General features: G+C 32.2%; 18 protein-coding genes. 7 read left to right on the forward strand and 11 right to left on the reverse strand.

The genetic code is table 11. The annotated features are described in order from the left end of the window. On the forward strand, positions 1-217 hold a 217-nt coding region (locus tag ABWO04_RS03320), incomplete at its 5' end, for a hypothetical protein (RefSeq protein WP_353077289.1). A gap of 67 nt (positions 218-284) precedes the next feature. Here ABWO04_RS03320 and ABWO04_RS03325 read toward each other — a convergent pair. The 8 genes from ABWO04_RS03325 to porU all read right to left on the reverse strand — a co-directional run bounded on the left by ABWO04_RS03325 (position 285) and on the right by porU (position 10,982). Next, a complete protein-coding gene (locus ABWO04_RS03325; protein ID WP_353077291.1) occupies positions 285-887 on the reverse strand; it encodes a SprT-like domain-containing protein in 603 nt (200 codons plus the stop codon). Continuing rightward, positions 888-1,724 (reverse strand): BRO-N domain-containing protein, encoded by an 837-nt coding sequence (locus tag ABWO04_RS03330; RefSeq protein ID WP_353077292.1) that lies wholly within the window; start codon positions 1,722-1,724, stop codon positions 888-890. It abuts the gene before it with no gap. Positions 1,725-1,760: 36 nt separating this feature from the next. Next, positions 1,761-2,438, reverse strand: coding sequence for an SDR family NAD(P)-dependent oxidoreductase (locus tag ABWO04_RS03335; protein ID WP_353077293.1), 678 nt, complete (start codon positions 2,436-2,438; stop codon positions 1,761-1,763). Between the two features lie 82 nt (positions 2,439-2,520). After that, complete coding sequence (locus ABWO04_RS03340; protein WP_353077295.1) at positions 2,521-4,119, reverse strand: dihydrolipoyl dehydrogenase family protein; 1,599 nt, start codon at positions 4,117-4,119, stop codon at positions 2,521-2,523. A 3-nt stretch (positions 4,120-4,122) separates the two neighbouring features. Continuing rightward, positions 4,123-5,124, reverse strand: coding sequence for a pyruvate dehydrogenase (acetyl-transferring) E1 component subunit alpha (gene pdhA / locus ABWO04_RS03345; protein ID WP_353077297.1), 1,002 nt, complete (start codon positions 5,122-5,124; stop codon positions 4,123-4,125). Positions 5,125-5,246: 122 nt separating this feature from the next. Next, positions 5,247-5,729, reverse strand: coding sequence for a cytidine deaminase (locus ABWO04_RS03350; RefSeq protein WP_353077299.1), 483 nt, complete (start codon positions 5,727-5,729; stop codon positions 5,247-5,249). 85 nt (positions 5,730-5,814) lie between these two features. Continuing rightward, positions 5,815-6,987, reverse strand: a complete 1,173-nt coding sequence (gene porV / locus ABWO04_RS03355; protein ID WP_353077301.1) for a type IX secretion system outer membrane channel protein PorV — start codon at positions 6,985-6,987, stop codon at positions 5,815-5,817. A gap of 95 nt (positions 6,988-7,082) precedes the next feature. Beyond that, positions 7,083-10,982 (reverse strand): type IX secretion system sortase PorU, encoded by a 3,900-nt coding sequence (gene porU, locus ABWO04_RS03360; protein WP_353077303.1) that lies wholly within the window; start codon positions 10,980-10,982, stop codon positions 7,083-7,085. Between the two features lie 155 nt (positions 10,983-11,137). On the opposite strand from porU, the gene gldJ reads away from it, so the two are divergent. Then, on the forward strand, positions 11,138-12,850 hold the full coding sequence (gene gldJ / locus ABWO04_RS03365; protein ID WP_353077305.1) for a gliding motility lipoprotein GldJ: 1,713 nt from the start codon (positions 11,138-11,140) through the stop codon (positions 12,848-12,850). Positions 12,851-12,912: 62 nt separating this feature from the next. Next, positions 12,913-14,196, forward strand: coding sequence for a UDP-N-acetylmuramoyl-tripeptide--D-alanyl-D-alanine ligase (locus ABWO04_RS03370; RefSeq protein WP_353077307.1), 1,284 nt, complete (start codon positions 12,913-12,915; stop codon positions 14,194-14,196). 51 nt (positions 14,197-14,247) lie between these two features. On the opposite strand, the gene ABWO04_RS03375 is transcribed toward ABWO04_RS03370, so the two are convergent. Beyond that, entirely contained in the window at positions 14,248-15,387 is a 1,140-nt protein-coding gene (locus ABWO04_RS03375) for an acyl-CoA dehydrogenase (protein ID WP_353077309.1), read from the reverse strand. Positions 15,388-15,483: 96 nt separating this feature from the next. Here ABWO04_RS03375 and ABWO04_RS03380 point away from each other — a divergent pair, with 96 nt between their 5' ends. From ABWO04_RS03380 to pepT, 4 genes are all read left to right on the forward strand, one after another. After that, a complete protein-coding gene (locus tag ABWO04_RS03380; protein WP_353077311.1) occupies positions 15,484-16,545 on the forward strand; it encodes an anhydro-N-acetylmuramic acid kinase in 1,062 nt (353 codons plus the stop codon). A 68-nt stretch (positions 16,546-16,613) separates the two neighbouring features. Beyond that, the gene (locus tag ABWO04_RS03385; RefSeq protein WP_353077312.1) at positions 16,614-17,840 is read left to right on the forward strand and encodes a Glu/Leu/Phe/Val dehydrogenase dimerization domain-containing protein; all 1,227 of its coding nucleotides are present in this window, start codon (positions 16,614-16,616) and stop codon (positions 17,838-17,840) included. A gap of 110 nt (positions 17,841-17,950) precedes the next feature. Continuing rightward, positions 17,951-18,946, forward strand: a complete 996-nt coding sequence (locus ABWO04_RS03390) for an energy transducer TonB (protein ID WP_353077314.1) — start codon at positions 17,951-17,953, stop codon at positions 18,944-18,946. A gap of 106 nt (positions 18,947-19,052) precedes the next feature. After that, a complete protein-coding gene (gene pepT / locus ABWO04_RS03395; RefSeq protein ID WP_353077316.1) occupies positions 19,053-20,300 on the forward strand; it encodes a peptidase T in 1,248 nt (415 codons plus the stop codon). Positions 20,301-20,424: 124 nt separating this feature from the next. On the opposite strand, the gene yajC is transcribed toward pepT, so the two are convergent. Together yajC and ABWO04_RS03405 are read right to left on the reverse strand one after the other, a co-directional pair. Next, complete coding sequence (gene yajC, locus ABWO04_RS03400) at positions 20,425-20,697, reverse strand: preprotein translocase subunit YajC (protein ID WP_353077318.1); 273 nt, start codon at positions 20,695-20,697, stop codon at positions 20,425-20,427. Positions 20,698-20,704: 7 nt separating this feature from the next. Further along, positions 20,705-21,139, reverse strand: a complete 435-nt coding sequence (locus ABWO04_RS03405; RefSeq protein WP_353077320.1) for a DUF1573 domain-containing protein — start codon at positions 21,137-21,139, stop codon at positions 20,705-20,707. Between the last annotated feature and the right edge of the window lie 4 nt (positions 21,140-21,143).

Here is a 21,143-nt window from a genome sequence, read left to right on the forward strand (position 1 = left end):
TGAAGAAAAGCCAATAGTTAAAAAAGTTCCTGTTAAAAAAGCTGCCGTTAAAAAAGCACCTGCAAAAAAAGTAGCAGCGAAAGATAAAGTTGAAAAAACAACAGAGAAAACAACAAAAAAAGCAGCTCCAAAGAAAGCTCCTGTTAAAAAAGCTCCAGCAAAAAAGACAACAACAAAAGAAACTACTCCTAAAACAACGACTACAAAAAAAGAGTAACCTTTTATATATATACAAAAAAGCTTCAGAAATTTCTGAAGCTTTTTTTTTAAATTTAATAGTATAATTAATTTGAAATGACTTCAACTTCTGCATTAGGTTGAAATAAGAATAATCTTCCTGAGCTTATTTCTATACATTCGTATCGTTTTACACGTAAAGCAATTTTTTTAAAAACTTTTCCATTTTTAATACGAAAGGTACTACCAAAAGGAATTTCAAACATATAACTGTGCTCTGTATTTCTTTCGTCAAATTGTTTTAACGCCAAAGACAAAGTGGCATCCGTATCTGAACTTGCTTTGGGATTTCTGAAATGTCTTGCCATTAAAGGCAATATTTGATGAGGAAATATTTCTGGACGAATAAACGGAATCATTAAATGCTGAAACGTAATTTTCCATTCCGTTCCATGAGGTAAAATGTTTCTACCATATTTTTCAAAGGCAACCAAATGCGCAATTTCATGAATCAACGTCATTAAAAATCGGTATTTATTTAAATTGGCATTGACCGTGATTTGATGAAAACCGTCTGGATGTCTACGATAATCACCGTGACGCGTATTTCGTTCATTTACTATTTTTAAATGCACGTGATTTTGCTTAATCAATTCGAAAACGGGTGCTACGGCGTGTTCTGGTAAATATTTTTGTAAAACGTTAGACATTTAATTGGTATCGTTATTTTTACTATTTAAAAGTACTTTTGCATTAGTAGCCGTAATTACTTTTTTTCCTGTTTTTGCTTCTAATTCTTTCCTTGCTACATTTGCTACATTTCCACCTTGAGCAGCTACGATTTTGTTTTCTTCAAAAGTTTCAGGATTTACAGACTGTGAAATATCTTTTACTGAAGCTTCTGCTAACATGTTTAAAATTAACTCCGTATTTGTCATGTTGTCTCTAAGATTTTCTTTCTTTAGACCTTTTAATATTTTATATTCTTTTGTTGTTTTATCTGACCATGCTTTAGAAATAATATCTGTTAAAATCGCATATTGTTGTCCTTCTTTTACCCCTCTATTTTTCCATTCATCTGTTAATTCTTTTCGAATTTCAATACTTTTTAAGCGTTGATTTATCCAATTCTCAGAATATCCCAATTGCAAATATTGCTCCAAAGCCCTATCAATTGAAAGTTCTGGATCTTGCATTTCATCTAATCTTTCTGCTGCGATTTGTGCTAACCACAGTTTGAATGGTTCTGCTTTTGGAGATGGAACAGATTGAATTATTCTAAAAAGTTGTTCTGTATCTGCAACATCTGTTTTATAAAATTTACCGTCTGATGATTGCATTTTCAGTTGTCCGATATTATCGGACAACTGACTTCCTTCATTTTCTAATTTCTTTTTTAAGTCGCTCCAATATTTTCTTGGACGCTCACTTTCGGTTAAAACTTCTATTACATCAATAATAGAAATAAACCATTTTTCTTGTTCAGAATCCCAAACGGTTCTTACTTTTTTATCTTCAAATAATTGAATGGCGTTTAATTTAGTCATAGGTGTATAGTTTAATTTGAAATCAAGTTACTACTTTTAAGGTGTTGAAGCACTCACCTGCAACACTTTCCCATTATAATATTTATTTCCAGTTAGGGAAAAATTAAATATATAATCCGCCATTTCTTTGGCAGAAAGCGGTGCTTCATATCCTGGAAAAGCTTCTTGTAACATTTCTGTATTGACAGCACCTAAGGCTAAAACATTAAATGCAATTCCGTTTTCTTTATATTCCTCCGCTAATAATTCTGATAATGTAATTACCGCCCCTTTGCTTGAGCTGTAAGCAGAAAGTCCAGCGAATTTGATGCTTCCTTGTATGCCACCCATTGAACTTATAGTTACCACGTGGCTTCCTTTTTCCATAAATGGAATACAAATTTTATTTAATTCCGCAACAGCGAAAACATTTACTTTGTATATATTTTGAAATTCTTGTGAAGAAATTTCTGTAAAATTTTTATGAAGTAAACTTCCTGCATTATGAATTAACACATCCACTTTTTTCCAAGTTTTCAAAACAAAATTTTGTACTTGTTGTAACTGATTTTCATCTGAAATATCAATTGATAAACACGAAATATTTTCGTGCTCAATTAATACTTGAGGTGTTTTACGAGAAATAGCTAAAACTTGATGACCTGCATTAGCAAACTGTAAAGCCATTTCATAGCCAATTCCACGAGAAGTTCCTGTAATTATTATATTTTTCAAAATAGTATTTGTTTTATGTAAATATAAAAAAAAATCCTGAAAAATAATTTTTCAGGATTTCATTATTGTAAAAATATTTTTTTTATGCTAACATCGTAACTGGATTTTCCATAAACGCTTTAAACGTTTGTAAAAATTGTGCTCCAGTAGCTCCATCAACCGTTCTGTGGTCGCAAGCTAAAGTTACTGTCATGGTATTACCCACTACAATTTGACCTTTTTTAACCACTGGTTTTTCAACAATGGCTCCAACGGATAAAATAGCTGAGTTGGGTTGATTAATAATTGAAGTAAACGATTGAATTCCAAACATTCCTAAGTTAGAAATGGTAAAGGTACTTCCATCCATTTCAGCTGGTTGAATTTTCTTTGATTTTGCTTTTCCAGCTAAATCTTTTACACTTACACCAATTTGAGTTAAACTCATTTGATCTGTAAATTTCAATACCGGAACCATTAAACCATCTTCAACAGCAACAGCTACACCAATATTTACGTGATAATTAATAACCATTGCGTCTTCTCTCCATTGAGAATTTACTTGTGGATGTTTTTTCAATGCCATAGCAGATGCCTTTATAACCATATCATTAAATGATACTTTAGTTTCTGGCAAGCTATTAATTGTATTTCTTGAAGCAATCGCATTATCCATATCTAACTCAATTGTTAAATAATAATGTGGTGCTGTAAATTTAGATTCTGATAAACGTCTTGCTATAGTTTTACGCATTTGCGAGTTTTTAATTTCTTCTTGAAACATTTCTCCTGCTGGAACGAAAGGTTTCACAGTCGAAACTGCATTAGTAGCATCTGTAACAGCTTGAACCGGAGTACTAACAGCAGATGGAGTAAAGTTTTCTACATCTGATTTTGTAATTCTTCCGTTTTCACCTGTTCCTTTAACTTGAGATAAATTCACACCTTTGTCTGAAGCGATTTTTTTAGCTAAAGGCGATGCGAAAATTCTGTCATTTGTATTGGTTGTTGGGTGTTGGGTGTTGGGTGTTGGGTTAGTATCTTGTTTAACATCTTCAACCTTTGGAGTTTCAACTGTTCCACGAACTGTAAAGCTAGCGGCTATTCCTGAAACATCTGTTCCTGCTGGTCCTAAGATTGCTAAAATTGTATCTACTGGAGCCGTCCCGCCTTCTTCTACACCTATATATAATAAGGTACCAGAATTAAACGATTCAAATTCCATTGTAGCTTTATCCGTTTCGATTTCAGCTAAAATATCACCTTCTTTAACGGTATCACCTACTTTTTTCAACCAAGTGGCAACTGTTCCTGTAGTCATAGTATCAGACAAACGAGGCATCGTTACTACTTTTACACCAGCTGGAATTTCAGATGGCGTTGAAGCTGTTTTAGTTTCTGTTTTAACTTCTTCGGCAGCAGAAGCGGTAGTATTTCCAGTTAATAACGCAGAAATATCTTCACCTTGTTTTCCAACAATTGCTAATAATGAATCAACCGGAGCAGATTCTCCTTGTTGAATACCTATATGTAATAAAACACCATCATAAAATGATTCAAATTCCATTGTGGCTTTATCTGTCTCAATTTCGGCTAAAATTTCACCTGTTTTTATTGTGTCACCCACTTTTTTCAACCAAGCGGCTACCACACCTTCAGTCATGGTATCACTTAAACGGGGCATTGTAATTACTGTTGCCATAATTTATAGTCTGTGAGGAATAAATGGATAATTTTCTTGTTCGTAAACCACATCATATAATTGCTGTGCTTCTGGGAAAGGAGATTCTTCAGCGAATTTTTCACATTCTGCTACTAAATCATTTACTCTTTGGTCTATTGCTTCAATTTCTGCTTCAGTAGCATACTTTTTCTCTTTAATTATATCTAAAACCTGAGTAATTGGATCAATTTTTCTGTATTCTTCCACTTCCTCTTTGGTTCTGTAATGTTGTGCGTCAGACATAGAATGTCCTCTATATCTGTATGTTTTCATTTCTAAGAAAGTTGGTCCTTCTCCTCTTCTGGCACGTTCCATAGCTTCATGCATAGCTTCTGCAACTTTTACAGGATTCATTGCATCTACAGGTCCACAAGGCATTTCATATCCTAAACCTAATTTCCAAATATCCGTATGATTGGCTGTTCTTTCTACTGAAGTACCCATTGCGTATCCATTGTTTTCACAAATAAATACTACTGGTAATTTCCAAGTCATTGCCATATTAAATGCTTCGTGTAATGATCCTTGACGTGCTGCTCCATCTCCAAAATAAGTCAATGTAACCCCACCCGTTTCGAAATATTTATCGGCGAAAGCCATACCTGCACCAACAGGAATTTGAGCACCAACAATTCCATGACCACCATAAAAACCATGTTCTTTAGAAAAAATATGCATAGAACCACCCATACCTTTTGAAGTTCCGGTAACTTTTCCTAATAATTCTGCCATTACAGCTCTTGGATCTACACCCATACCAATTGGCTGTACGTGATTTCTATAAGCGGTAATCATTTTATCTTTTCCGCCTAATTCCATAGCGTGTAATGCACCTGCTAAAACGGCTTCTTGTCCGTTATATAAATGAAGAAATCCTCTTACTTTTTGTTGTATATATAAGGCTGCTAATTTGTCTTCAAACTTTCTCCAAAACTGCATGTCTTCATACCATTTTAGATATACTTCTTTTGTAATTGGTTTCATATATGTAACTATTTATTTTTTTACGAACCACAAAAATACTACAACGTATTTTATTCTAAAAATTTATTACTGTTTAAATTAAGAAAATAATCGATTTATTTTATTTTTTACTAACGAAATCGTTATAGATTCGCTTTATCAAACATAAAAGGCAATAAATTTTTCAAAGAATCAGATTTATGTATAGGTCCAGTTGAACCCATATAATAAATTTCGATAGGCAAATCTTGTTTCACTTCATATTCAGAAATGGATTGACGACACGAGCCACAAGGAGGAATTGGACTAGTAGCCTCACGGTCTGATGGTGCTGCCGAAATAAACATTTTTACAATTTTATTGTCTGGATAATTTGCGCCAGCATAAAAAATAACGACGCGTTCTGCACACAAACCAGATGGATAGGCAGCGTTTTCTTGATTTGAGCCTTGTAATACCACACCATTATCTAAAACAATTGCGGCACCAACTAAAAATTTAGAATAGGGCGCGTACGCTTTTTTTCTAATTTCAATGGCTTTATTCATGTAATCTTTTTCCGAATCTGATAATTCATCAAATGACTCAAAAACAGATACTTTAGTTTCTATTCGTATTTCTTTCATAAGTGTGTGTTTTTTTACTTATTATGGAAAAAAAAACCAAATTCAAAAAATATTGAATTTGGATTTAAATTAGTTTTATTTTGTATTAGTTATCATCGTATTCGTCTCCAAAATTAAATGATAAAGAAAATCGTAAAGTATTCTCAAGTGGGTTTCTAACTTTTGATGCTGAGAACAAATATGAAACATCTATTTTCACAATATTATACTTAAACCCTGCTCCTAATGTTAGGTATTTTCTTGCTCCTTTTTCAACACTTTCATTAAAATAACCTGTTCTTAAAGCAAACGAATCTTGATACCAGTACTCTGCTCCTAATGCCCAAGTAAATTCTTTTAATTCTTCCGAAAAACCATCTGGCGCATCTCCGAAAGATTGAAAAATTCCGCTTGTCCAGCTTATATTTCTATAATTTTGGTTGTTTATTGATTTATCAGTAGCATCAACCACACCATCATTATTTAAATCGGTAACAGTTTGAGGTGTCGGTACTAATAATTTTGTAGTTTCTCCAATTAAGCTTACTTTATTATAATCATCTAAAATAAAATCAAAACTTCCTCCCAATCGCATGTTCGCTGGAATAAAGTTTTCATTTAACAAATCATTATCATAGGATAACTTTGGGCCTAAATTTTGAAAGTTAAAACCAGCTCTCCATTTTCCGTTAAAATTATCATATACTTCTTCTTCCGACTGATAAATACCTGATACATCTACCGCAAATGTTGTTGCTGGTCTGACATCAGTTGTTGCATTTGCAATTTTTAAATTAGAACGTATATAACGCCCAGAAACTCCCATTGCAAATTCTGGACTAAGTTTCAATGAATACGAACCATCAATTGCGAATTCATTTGGACTTGTAATTACTGGTACTTCATTTGGGTCACCCGTTTCTCTTAGTTCAATATCTCCAAAACCAAAATAACGTAAACTTCCTGAAAAAGCCATACGGTCATTAAACCTATTAAAATAAGTTAGTTGTCCCAAAGAAATATCATTTGCTATACTGGTTAAATAAGGCGTATAACTCATTGAAAATCCTTGCTTTTGCTTTGAAAACGCATATTTTGAAGGGTTAAATTGTTGCGAATACGCATCGGCAGAAGTTGCTACACCCATATCGGCCATACCTGCAGAACGGGCATCAGCGGCAATTAGTAAAAAAGGTACTCCTGTAGTAATTACTCTATCTTGCGCATGAGCATACTGGGCAACTACTAAAATTGTTAAAAGTTTAATTAGATTTTTCATCTGTTTGATTTGGTTACAATTTATATATTTATTTCAGATGTAATTTTATTTCAATATGCTTGTTTTTATAGTGAATTGACAAATATACATTTTTTTTATAGGATTACAAGTTTTTCTATTTTTTCTGTTTTTTTGCCCGTTATTGTTGATTTTACTGTTAATTTATAAACATAAACGCCTTTCCCTATTTTATCACCAAAATCATCTTTACCATCCCATTTAACATCTCTTGAAGTAAATCCTTCATTAACAATAGTTTGATTAATTGTTTTTACTAATTTTCCCGTTATGGTTAAAATCTGAACTTGTACATCTAATGGTTCAAATGGTCGATTGTGACTAAACCAAAATTCGGTATAATTTACAAACGGATTTGGATAATTTAAAACATGTTGTAATTCTAAATCACCATCGCCAATAACCACAAACTGAATTTCAGCGGTAATTAAATTATTATATACATCCCAAGCTTTAAATAAAATCGTATGTAAACCGGGAGCTAAATCTCTGAACGGATAAGTAACTTTTCCTTTTTTATAGTTATCCGTTTCTGTTTCATAATAATCATTTAAATTAAACGGATTGTTTTCATCATTATCTAAAATAGCCACAATATCATGCCCAATTCCGCTTGCTGTGTTTATTCCGTTTTCATCTTCAAGAAAAGCCAAGAAAATTGGAGATTCATTTGTAATTCCACCACTCACAAAATTCGTATCGTTCATGTACAATTTTAACTTTGGTGGCGTGGTATCAGAAGGAGCTGACGTGTTTACCCCACCAACTTTAATTTGCGTGTTATAACCTGTTTGATTTTGTAAAGCTGGCGAATTACTTTTTGCGTAAAAACTCACTCTACCATTTCCTAAGGGAATTTGAATATCTTGTGGTACAATAAAACTAAATTCAAACTTTCCATTTACTACTGAAGCGTTACCTCTGTAAATAACTTCTCCTAAACTCACAAAATTTAGTTTAGGTTGATTATATGGTGGTAAAGACGCATTGTCATTGTCTAATGTTAATCTGTTTAAATTTTTATCATAAACTTGGACGGCTAAATCTCCATTATAATTTGAAATTAAAGTATTATTCTCGTCCAAAACTTCCCCTGATAGTGTAGCTAATGACAAAGCTTGTAAAGAAAGTGATGTTGTATTGATGTTTTCGCCATTTACTTTGGTTAAAACTACTTTTGGTCTTGGAATTGCCAATTTTAAAGCGGGATCGCCAATATAAAAAACAACTCTTTTATTTGAACCACCAATATTAATTTTAGCACGACGAAGTGACTCGGCAATAGAAATATATGAATTATTTTCCATGGTGAACAAATTATTATAAATTTCTTCATTTAACTGAATTCCTAAAGATTGACTAATTTGTCTGGTTGTAGCTAATAATGCAATGGCACCTCCTGCTTTATTCCAATACATATATTCTCCACCAGTTGGGCGGTTTGGATCATCAAACCTAGTGAATTCACAAGTAATAGTAATAAATAATGGATATTTGTATCTGTTTCCTAATGCTTGTGCGTCTGATTTTTCAAAAATCCGTTCTACAGCAAAACTTTCTTCGTTTCCATGTCCGTAATAATTTAAGACTAACGCACCTAATTCGATAGCGTCTAAAAATGCTTTTTTTGCTTGTGGATATCTAGGACCACCAGCGCTTACCTCTTGCACATAAGCATCTGTGAAAATTTTGTTAGCATTAAAAAAAGGGTTTGCAACTGAAACTTCGTCAGCTAATTCGTTTAAATCTTTTTGCAACAAATAATCTCCCGATAAAAAAGGATCGGGGTCATCAGCATAATACACTAGGTTATTTCGCCATCTTTTGTATGACTTTTCATCATGATATTCAAGTACTTTATTTACCATTTCTGAAGCTTGTGTGTTTGAAGAAACTAGCATTCTGCCTACAGCTAAATCCATTAAATCTGCAGAAGATTGCATATTTCCTTCATTGTCATCCATTAGTGTAAAGAAATCATCAGACATGAAAGATGAAAACAAAGAGAAATTAGTACTGTTATTCGGATTTAAAGATTGAGCCACTTCGAAGCCATGGAAAATAGGCACTACATTCGTATTGTTTCGAATTCTTTCCTTAAAATCGTAAGATGCATCACCAAATAAATTTAAATATTTTACTTTATTAGCTGAATTTGAAGCATTATCATATACGTATTTTACAAAGTTTCTTATAGCAGCTACATCTTGTTTTCCGCCTCCAAATTCGGTGTATATTAAAGGTAGCGAGACTACTTTAACATTCATATTTGAATTATTTCTATGGAAATTAGCCAAAGTTTCAGCTTGTGCTACTAAATTAGACGGAGTTACAATTAAGTAATCAATATCTTGAAAAACACCTTGGTTATTTTTGAAAATAGTCCCTTTTAAATTTTGATTAGACACATTGGTATTGGACTCTTTTAAAGGAATGTAAAAATCGGCGACATCAACTGCAACAAACTTTTTATCTTGACCTAAAGCCAATTTAAAAGAAATACTATTTTGCGTATTATCTAATTTTTTTACATTATATATATCTGTTACATCCCATACATATTTAATATTTGAAGCATTTGAAATAGAAAATTGTCCTATACCGATATTTGTTTTTACTAAATTATTAGTAAATAAAAATTGTTTGCCAAAACCTTTTAACTCGGCATTATATTTTAAAATGATGTAATCTAAATATCCTTTTGAAGAAGGCACACCATTATTAATGTATGATAAATCGATAGTTACCGAGTTTGAAGTAGGAACAAAGCTGGTATTTAGAATATTTTCAAAACCTAAAGTAGAACCTGTAGCAGCATTTATTGGAACCGTCCCAATATCAACAGCATTTGCTTTTACTTTAAATGAAGTGGAAACAAATGAAACAGCTGCAAAATTCGCAGATAAATTTACGGGTGAACCCGATATGTAATTTGGTAATACAAATGGAAACGTCTGATTATCATCTAAATCAAATTTTTCACCAAACCATCTCCTACCTATTTTTCCTGCATTAAATAAATCTACTTCGTGAAATTGATACCCATCATAATTTGAAAGAAATAAGTTTGCCGAACCAACTGGCTCAATATAAGGTTGAATTCTTTTTCCAGATGCACCCGTTGTAGTAACATAATAATAGGATCTGTCTGCAAATTGATTTACATGCGTTAAACTTTCTTCGTTCCATGTATCGACACCTTCTGCATAAAACAAAATATAGTCGTTTTCATTAAAAACACCGTCTTCTTCACCTATAAATTGAATGGCATTTTCTTCTAAATCTATGGGATACGGAATACTATTTAGTAATGGCAACATTCTGCCTCCATTGCCGTAAATTTTAATATTTCTTGGATCAACTGCTACATTTACCCCAATGCTTTGAAGAAAACTTTTGCTTACTTGATAAACTCCTGATTTTTCTACATAAAACCTATGCCATGTACCATTAGCTAAAACAGAATTTTGTATAGCATTTACGTTTTGTAAGGATTTACCAAATGTAGAAATCGAATAATTTAAGGTGAAGGATTTTACTCTTTTATAAACTGAATTTTCTTTTACGATAGGATTAAAACTAAAAGAAAGCATAGCCACATCTCTCGCATAAGATGAATGAGATTGGAAATCAATCTTTGATGATACATTTAAAGTATTCAAATCACCTAAAACAGTCACATCAATTGTTTCATAAATAATATTATTTATAAAAGCAGTACCTTCAGAAACCACACCAGGCAATTTGAAACTATTTACATAGGTAATTGTTTTTTTTGCTTCGTGAAACTCAAAATTATCCGATTGAAATTGAGGTATATTGTACTTTGATGCTCCTATTATAAAAGTAGCATTATTATTCCATATCAATGAAAAGTTTTTTGTGTTTTGAGCAAAACTCAAAAACGAAACCAATAATAAAAGTAAATATTTCTTTTTCATTCCCATAATAACGCAAAATAAACTAAAATATTGCAAATAATGAATTTTTAGATAACATTATACAATATTTAACAAGATTTTTCGTTTCCATATATATCAAGTAAAATTATTGTTTAATTTTTTTTATTTTTTTGTTGCATATTAATGGTTTATTAGTATCTTGCGGCACTTAAATTATTACCTACAAAAGTATGAAAGTTACTAAAATTATGACTTTAAAATTGTTACTAGCGTTGACTGTAGCAATGGGTTTTACCAGCTGTAGTAAGAGCGGAAGCACTAAAGGTGGTTCTAGCGCAACTGGATGGCAAATCAACGATAAAAAAGGTGGTTTCCAATACAATACCAAATATAAAAAACAAGAAACACCTCCTGGAATGACCTCAATTGAAGGAGGAACATTCACTATGGGAAAAGTAGAAGATGACGTAATGCACGATTGGAACAATAGCCCAACTAAGCAACACGTTCAATCTTTTTACATGGATGAAACTGAAGTTACTAATTTAATGTATGCAGAATACTTATATTGGGTAAAATCAGTATATCCTCCAACACAAGATAATTACAAACACATTTATACTGGGGTTGTTCCAGATACATTAGTTTGGAGAAATCGTTTAGGATATAACGAAACGATGACAAACAACTATTTAAGACATCCTGCTTATGCAAACTATCCAGTAGTTGGAGTAAATTGGATTCAAGCAACTGAATTTTGTGAATGGAGAACCAATCGTGTAAACGAAAATATTCTTGAAAAAGAAGGTTACCTTAAAAAAGGAAACAAAATTAGTGCGGAAGTAACAGCAGATGCTAACTTTGATACTGAATCATACATCAATTCACCTTCAAAAACATTTGGTGGTAAAGAAGAGATTGTTTTGAAAAAACCAATGGGACAAAAAGGTCCTAGTAAAAAAGGAGCTGCAACAGCAACTGAAGCCAAAAACGTATATGCACAAAGAAGTTCAGGTATTATATTGCCAGAATATAGACTTCCAACCGAAGCAGAATGGGAATATGCTGCATTAGCTTTAGTAGGTAACAGAGAATATAACATATACAAAGGTCAAAAGAAATACCCTTGGAAAGGTCAATACACACGTTCTGGTAAAAGACAATTAAGAGGTGATCAATTGGCTAACTTTAAACAAGGTAAAGGTGATTACGGTGGAATTGCTGGATGGTCTGATGATGGTGCTGATATTACAAACTTTGTTAAAGCTTATCCTCCAAATGATTTTGGTTTATATGATATGGCAGGAAATGTAGCAGAATGGGTACAAGACGTTTACAGACCAATTGTTGATGATGAAGCAAATGACTTTAACTACTTTAGAGGTAACGTTTACACTAAAAATAAAATTGGTGATGATGGAACAGTAGAAATGGTTACTAGTGAAAACATTAAGTATGACACATTAAGTACTGGTAAAGTAATTGCTAGAAATTTTCCTGGATCTATTGCTCAAGTACCAGTTGATGAAAACGAAACATATTTAAGACAAAACTTCTCTACTTCTGATAACAGAAATTATAGAGATGGAGACAAACAATCAACAAGATATTTTGATTTTGGTGCAAATGACGAAGAAGCATCTAAAAAAGAAGATCCAAACCAAAGAATGTACAAATCTCCATTACATAAAATTTCAGCAGATAGTGCAGGAAATCAGGTAAAACAATATGATAAATCTGACAACAGAACAACATTAGTAGACGACAACGTAAGAGTTTACAAAGGAGGTTCATGGAGAGATAGAGCTTATTGGTTAGATCCAGCTTCAAGAAGATATTTCCCACAAGATATGGCAACAGACTATATTGGATTTAGATGTGCAATGTCTAAAGTAGGTCCTAAAAACAACAAGAAAACACCAAGAGGTAACGTTAAGAAATAATATTTCTTAAATAATATTCAAAAGCCCTTTATTTTTAAAGGGCTTTTTTTTATTTTAGCAGTATGGAAATAGCAGCAATTTACAACTACTTTTTGCAATCAACGGGTATTGCAACTGATAATAGAAAAATCAAAGCAAACAATATGTTTGTAGCCCTTAAAGGCGATAATTTTAACGGAAATAAATTTGCTTTAAGTGCATTAGAAAACGGTGCCAAGTTTGCAATAATTGATGAAGCAGAATATAAAATTGACGAACGATTTATTTTAGTAGAAAATGCATTATTTACGTTACAACAATTAGCCAATTACCATAGGAATCAACTTAACATTACCATAATTGGATTAACCGGAAGTAATGGAAAAACAACTACCAAAGAACTGATTCACGCTGTACTTTCTCAAAAATACAACACCAAAGCAACCGTTGGAAATTTAAACAATCACATTGGCGTTCCATTAACCCTGCTTTCTTTTGATAAAAGCACAGAAATAGGCATTGTAGAAATGGGTGCGAATCATCAAAAAGAAATTGAAATGCTTTGCGGTATTTGCGAACCAGATTTTGGTTATATTACCAATTTCGGAAAAGCCCATTTAGAAGGATTCGGAGGAACTGAAGGCGTTATTAAAGGTAAGAGCGAATTGTACGAATTTCTTTTTGCGAACCAAAAAACAGCATTTGTAAATACTGATGATGTCATTCAAAATGATAAAACCAAAAATATAACCAACATTACTTTTGGTTTAAATACTCCAGAAAATTTCGTTTCGATTTCTAAAATAGAAACCAATCCAATGGTAAAAATTGAGTTTGATAACACTATTATTCAATCGCATTTAATAGGTTTATATAATTCGAACAACATTAATGCAGCCATAACTATTGGTAAACATTTTGGCGTTTCAAATGAAAAAATAAAATTTGGTATAGAAAACTACATTCCAAATAATAATCGTTCTCAGCTATTAGAAAAAAACTCAAATAAAATTATATTGGATGCATACAATGCCAATCCGAGTAGTATGGCTGCAGCGTTAACCAATTTTTTTCAACTAGAAGAGAAAAATAAAATCGCTATTTTGGGAGATATGTTTGAGTTAGGTACAGAAAGTTCCGAAGAACACAAAAAACTAATTGACTTTTGTATAAATCAAACAGATAGTAATTTTTATTTTATTGGAAAAGATTTTTTTGCTCATAAAAACTCAAACACAAAAATGAATTTTTATGAAACTTTTGAATCTTTTCAATCAGCATTTACAAATCAAAAAGTAGAAAACAGTTTTCTACTTATAAAAGGTTCACGAGGCATGAGTTTAGAAAGAACTTTAGAAATATTATAATAAAAAAGGCAACCAACTGGCTGCCTTTTTTATTATAATCATATTTGAATATTACGATACCAAACCTCTTGAAATTACAATTCTTTGAATCTCTGAAGTACCTTCATAAATTTGTGTGATTTTAGAATCACGCATCATTCGTTCTACATGGTACTCACTAACATAACCATTACCACCATGAATTTGAACCGCTTCATTAGCCACTTCTAAAGCAATTTCTGAAGCATATAATTTAGCCATGGCACCTGAATGCGCAATATCTTCACCTAAATCTTTTTCAGCTGCTGCTTTATGAATTAACAATCGAGCACATGTAATTTTCACATGCATATCGGCTAATTTGAAAGCGATGGCTTGATGTTGAAAAATAGGTTTTTTAAATGCCACTCGCTCTTGAGAATATTTCAATGCTAATTCATAAGCTCCTTGAGCGATACCTAAAGCTTGAGACGCTATTCCGATTCTTCCACCATTTAAAGTTGACATGGCAAAGGCAAAACCAAATCCGTCTTCACCAATTCTGTTTTCTTTTGGAACTTTTACATCATTAAATAACAATGTATGCGTATCCGAACCACGAATACCCATTTTCTTTTCTTTCGGTCCAACTTCAAAACCAGGCATTCCTTTTTCTACAATTAAAACATTAATTCCTTTATGTCCTTTTGAAATGTCTGTTTGAGCAATAACTAAATAAATAGAAGCCGTTCCTCCGTTTGTAATCCAATTTTTGGTACCATTTAATAAATAATGATCACCCATATCAATTGCAGTCGTTTTTTGCGAAGTCGCATCTGAACCTGCTTCCGGCTCAGACAAACAAAAAGCACCAATTACATCGCCTTTAGCTAAAGGTGTTAAATATTTAATTTTTTGTTCTTCCGAACCATATTTTTCTAAACCCGCACAAACTAATGAGTTGTTTACAGACATAATAACAGCTGCAGAGGCATCAATTTTAGCAATTTCTTCCATGGCTAACACATAAGAAACACTATCTAATCCAGCGCCACCATATTTAGGATCTACCATCATTCCCATAAAACCAAGTTCCGCCATTTTTTTAACTTGCTCAGTCGGAAATTTAGAATGTTCATCTCTTTCAATAACACCAGGTAACAATTCTGTAACAGCAAAATCTTTCGCAGCTTGTTGAATCATTAATTGCTCTTCGTTTAATTTAAAATCCATTATTTTACTATAGGTTAATTGAATATTTCATAAAAATTTGCATCAAATGTAGGTAAATAATATGAAATTTTCAATAAGAAATTGTATTTTTAACCCATGTTTAAGCACAACTATAACGTTATCGGCGTAATGTCAGGCACTTCATTAGATGGAGTGGATTTGGCACATATTAATTTTGAAATAAATGATGGAAAATGGTCCTATAAAATATTTGAATGTGATACCATTTCGTATTCAAATGAAATGATATCAAAACTAAAAAATGGAATTCATTATAGTAGCAGTGAGCTTTCAGAGTTAAATATTGAATACACAAATTTATTAGGAAATATTATTTCTGAATTCATAGTCAAAAACAACATTTCAAATCTTGATGCGGTTTGTTCACATGGACATACTATTTTACATCAACCACAAAATGGCTTCACGCTTCAAATTGGTAACTTACCAGAAATCGCAAAAATTACAAATCAAAAAGTGGTTTGTGATTTTAGAGTCCAAGATGTGCTTTTTGGTGGACAAGGCGCTCCTTTAGTACCAATTGGCGATAAAATTTTATTTTCTGAATTCGATTATTGTTTAAATTTAGGTGGCTTTTCAAATATTTCTTTTGAAGAAAATAAAGAGCGAATTGCTTTTGACATTTCGCCTGTAAATACCGTTTTAAATTTCTATGCGAATACGTTCGGATTAGAATATGACGATAAAGGTAAAATTTCGGAATCTGGAAATATAAGTTTAGAATTATTTGATGAATTGAATACATTAGAATTTTATCAAAAACCATATCCGAAATCATTAGGTTTTGAATTTGTACAAGAAATTATTTTACCTATTTTAGAAAATTATCCCATTTCAACTAAAGACAAAATGCGAACATTTACTGAACATATTGCCTTTCAAATTGGTAAGATATTACAGACAAAAACTGGAAAACTATTAATTTCTGGCGGAGGAGTTTATAACGATTTTCTAATCGACAGAATTAAAAATCACTTGCCAAAAACTGAAATCATAATTCCTGATGAAAAAACCATACAATATAAAGAAGCTTTAATTTTTGCATTACTTGGCGTGCTAAAACTACGAAATGAAATTAATGTTTTATCAAGTGTAACAGGCGCTAAACAAAATCATAGCTCAGGAGAAGTATTTTAACTAATAATTTTCCGTAATCATTTTTTACAATTATATTTGCAAAATAAATAAAACCCTAAAATCAAAACATGAAAGATTTACTACATAAATTCGAAAACAAAGAACCTGAAATAGTATTTAACTGGAAAGACCCTGAAACGGAAGCAGAAGGTTGGACTGTAATAAATTCATTACGTGGTGGTGCCGCAGGTGGTGGAACGCGTATGAGAAAAGGATTAGATCAAAACGAAGTACTTTCGTTAGCTAAAACGATGGAAGTAAAATTTTCAGTTTCTGGTCCTGCAATTGGTGGAGCGAAATCTGGAATTAATTTCGATCCAGCAGATCCTCGTAAAAAAGGCGTTTTAGAACGTTGGTACAAAGCGGTTTCTCCTTTATTAAAAAATTATTACGGAACAGGTGGCGATTTAAATGTAGATGAAATTCACGAAGTAATTCCAATGACAGAAGAATGTGGTGTATGGCATCCGCAAGAAGGTGTTTTCAACGGACATTTCAAACCAAGTGAAGCAGATAAAATCAATAGAATCGGACAATTACGCCAAGGTGTTATCAAAGTAATTGAAAATGGCGAATTTACTCCAGATTTATCTAAAAAATATACTGTAGCCGATATGATTACAGGTTACGGAGTAGCAGAAGCTGTAAAGCATTTTTACGGAATTTATGGAGGAAACGTTGTTGGCAAAAAAGCCATTGTACAAGGTTTTGGAAATGTAGGTTCTGCTGCCGCTTTTTATTTAGCTAAAATGGGTGCGAAAGTAGTTGGAATTATTGACAGAGATGGCGGTGTGCTAAACGAAAACGGATTTACATTTGAAGAAATAACAGAATTATTCAGAAATAAAGATGGTAACAAATTGGTTTCTGACCAAATGATTCCTTTTACTGAAATTAATGATAAAATTTGGAAAATTGGTGCACAAATTTTTGCTCCGTGTGCCGCTTCAAGAATTGTTTCTAAAGACAATGTAGAAAATATGATTACAAATGGTTTAGAAGTGATTTCGTGTGGTGCTAACGTTCCTTTCGCTGACGCAGCAATTTTCTACGGACCAATTATGGAAGAAACGGACAATAAAGTAAGTTTAATTCCAGATTTTATTTCAAATTGTGGAATGGCAAGAGTTTTTGCTTATTTTATGGAGAAAAAAGTACAAATGACAGATGAAGCTATTTTTAATGATGCTTCTGAAATTATTGGGAAAGCTATTCAAAAAACATTTGATGTAAATTCTAGCAAAACAAATATTAGCGCTAGAGCTTATGAAATTGCTTTAAAACAATTAGTATAAAATTAAAAATACCTTAACTATTAAAAACTAGGTTTAAACTATTTTGAACCTAGTTTTTTTTTGTTTCAACAATTTTTATTACTTTTAATCGTTATTACAAAAAACCAAAAATGAGATCAATTATAAATTTATTTAAAACACTTTACGAGCACGGCTATTTTACCTTGCTTTTACTGGTTTTATTAATTGGTTCAGTTTGGTTGTTAATTCATTTTCTAAAGAAATCTACACTTTCTGATTCAAATAAATCCATTGTAATTACTACACATTCAGTAGTCTGCATCGTACTTTTATTATTATTTGTACGATTTTGGCCTCCTTTTGGAAAAACCGAAATGTTAATCGCACAAGGTGGCGGTGGCGGTGGCGTTACGTTAAATTATGGCGATACCGATTTTGGAAAAGGTGATGATTATTTAAATGAAACTTTAGAAGTGAATATGAAAGATGTAGCATCAGAACCTGAAGAGGCAACAACTGATGAAATCATAACACAAGATAATGCTGGAGCCGATGTACCTACTCCACCAAAATCTAAAATCAAACCTAAGGATAAAAAGCCAACCGAAACAAAACCAGTAGAAACTCCAAAAACGCCTGTAAAAAAACCTAATAGTGCTTTGAGCAATATGATTAAAGGTAAAAACAAAGGTGGTGATGGAAATAGTACTACAAACGGAAATCAAGGTTCAGCTAACGGAAATGCCAATTCAAACGGGTATTATGGCGGTGGCGGATCTGGAGGTGGAACAGGTGGCGGAAATGGTTCTGGAAACGGTACGGGCAACGGAGCAGGAAATGGCTCAGGGTCTGGTGGCGGAAATGGAAGTGGTGGCTCAGGTGGTGCCAATTATAGTTTAGCAGGAAGAAGAAATATTAGTCAACCCGCAGTTGGTAACGAATGTAATTCTTTCGGAAAAGTAGTAATTGAGGTTACCGTTGATAAAGCTGGAAATACAATTGGAGTATCAAATGGTAGAGGTACAACGGGAGATGCTTGCTTAATTGCATTAGCTAAAAACTTTGCTCGAAAAACAAAATGGTCAGCAAGTGATTCAGCTGCTGAAAAACAAGTAGGAACTATTACTTATAATTTTAAGAATTAATTTTGAGCTGAAGAATTTCAATACAAATACCCAAATAAACCTTCTAAACTTTTAAACTTTTAAACATTAAACATTTATATTTGCATCACTATTAAAAACAAAACAGATGCAACATATAATTGACCGTTTTATTGGATACGTTATTGTAGATACAGAATCGGATCCGGAATCTAACACAACTCCAAGTACTGCTAAACAATGGGATTTAGCCAATAAATTAGTTGAAGAGTTAAAACAAATAGGTTTGTCAGATGTTTCAATTGACGACAAATCCTATGTAATGGCAACTTTGCCAAGTAATTTAGATTACGAAGTACCTACAATTGGTTTTGTTTCGCATTTTGATACCACTCCTGATTTTACTGGAAAAGATGTAAAACCACAAATTATTAAAAATTATGATGGTGGCGATATTGTTTTAAATGCCGAAAAAAACATCATCTTATCGCCTTCTTACTTCAAAGATTTATTACAATATAAAGGTCAAACTTTAATTACTACTGACGGTACTACGCTACTAGGTGCAGATGACAAAGCAGGAATTACAGAAATTATGACTGCAATGGAATATTTAGTGCAACATCCAGAAATTAAACACGGAGCATTAAAAGTATGTTTTACACCTGATGAAGAAATTGGACGTGGCGCAGATCATTTCGATGTAGAAAAATTTGTTGCAGATTGGGCTTATACAATGGATGGAAGTCAAATTGGAGAATTAGAATATGAGAATTTTAATGCAGCTGGAGTAAAAATAACTTTCAAAGGTAAAAGCGTGCATCCAGGTTATGCTAAAGGGAAAATGATCAATTCGATGCTTTTAGCGAATAAATTTATTTCAAAATTACCGAAAGACGAGACTCCTGAAACGACTAAAAATTACGAAGGATTTTATCACGTTACAAATATTCAAGGTAGTATAGAAGATACTTTAGTGCAATTAATTATAAGAGATCATAATCGTAAAAAATTCGAAAAACGTAAGTTGTATGTTGAAGAAGTAGTTGCTAAAATTAATAAAAAATACCAAAAACAATTTGGCGAAGACATTGCTGTTTTAGAAATAAAAGACCAATATTATAATATGCGTGAAAAAGTAGAACCCGTAATGCATATTGTAAAACTTGCCGAACAAGCTATGAAAGAATTAAACATAAAACCTTTAATAAAGCCAATTCGTGGCGGAACTGATGGTTCGCGTTTATCATTTATGGGATTACCTTGTCCGAACATTTTTGCTGGCGGACATAACTTTCACGGCAAATACGAATATGTTCCTGTAGAAAGTATGCAAAAAGCGGTTGAAGTAATTGTGAAAATTGCAGAATTAAACGCAATTCAGAATAAGAAATAATAGAAGAAAAAAAATAGATTCTGAAACAAGTTCAGAATGACAAAATACACTTTATACAAAAATTCCAAATTCCACTGTTATTCAGTTAGGAATTTGGAATTTATTTTTTTTGGAATTTAAAAAATTATTTCTTCTCGTTCAATTTTAAACTCATTTCAGCAGAAATTGAACTTTTTTCAATTTTTAATTTACCCGACATGGTTTCCATAACAATTGTAGTTTCAGCAATTTCAGAAACTTTACCATGAATTCCGGCAATTGTAATAATTTTATCGCCTGTTTTTAAATTGGTTAAAAATTGTTTTTCTAATTTAATTTTTTTGTTTTTCGGCATAATGATTAAGAAGTAAAATACCGCTATCATTAATACCAACTGTGCAATTAACATTGGATTCATATCGTTTTTATTTAGTTTTAATACTTGCTTTTATATTAATAGTTTCAACAATTTTTGCTGTATTACACGTAATCAATACTGATTTTGTAACTTCACCAGACTTTCCATTAGAGTCAAATTTCACTTGAATTGGCGCTGATTCCCCTGGCTCTATAGCCTCTTTAGTAACTTCTGGAACCGTACAACCACAAGAACCATGTGCTTCTATAACATATAAATCATTGTCTCCTATATTCTTAATAGTAAATGTAGTAGACACAACTTCACCTTGTTTAATTTCACCAAAATCGTGAACCATTTTATCAAAAGTTACTTTCGTTTTTGGCGCATCAGCATTCTTTTGTAAACTAAGCATCAAATTTTCTTCTGGAGTCAACTCTTTTTTACAAGACCAAGTAATTAGCAATGAAGCTATTACAAAAATTCTAATTGTTTTTTTCATAATA

It is taken from the genome of Flavobacterium sp. (assembly GCF_040382755.1).
Lineage (GTDB): Bacteria > Bacteroidota > Bacteroidia > Flavobacteriales > Flavobacteriaceae > Flavobacterium.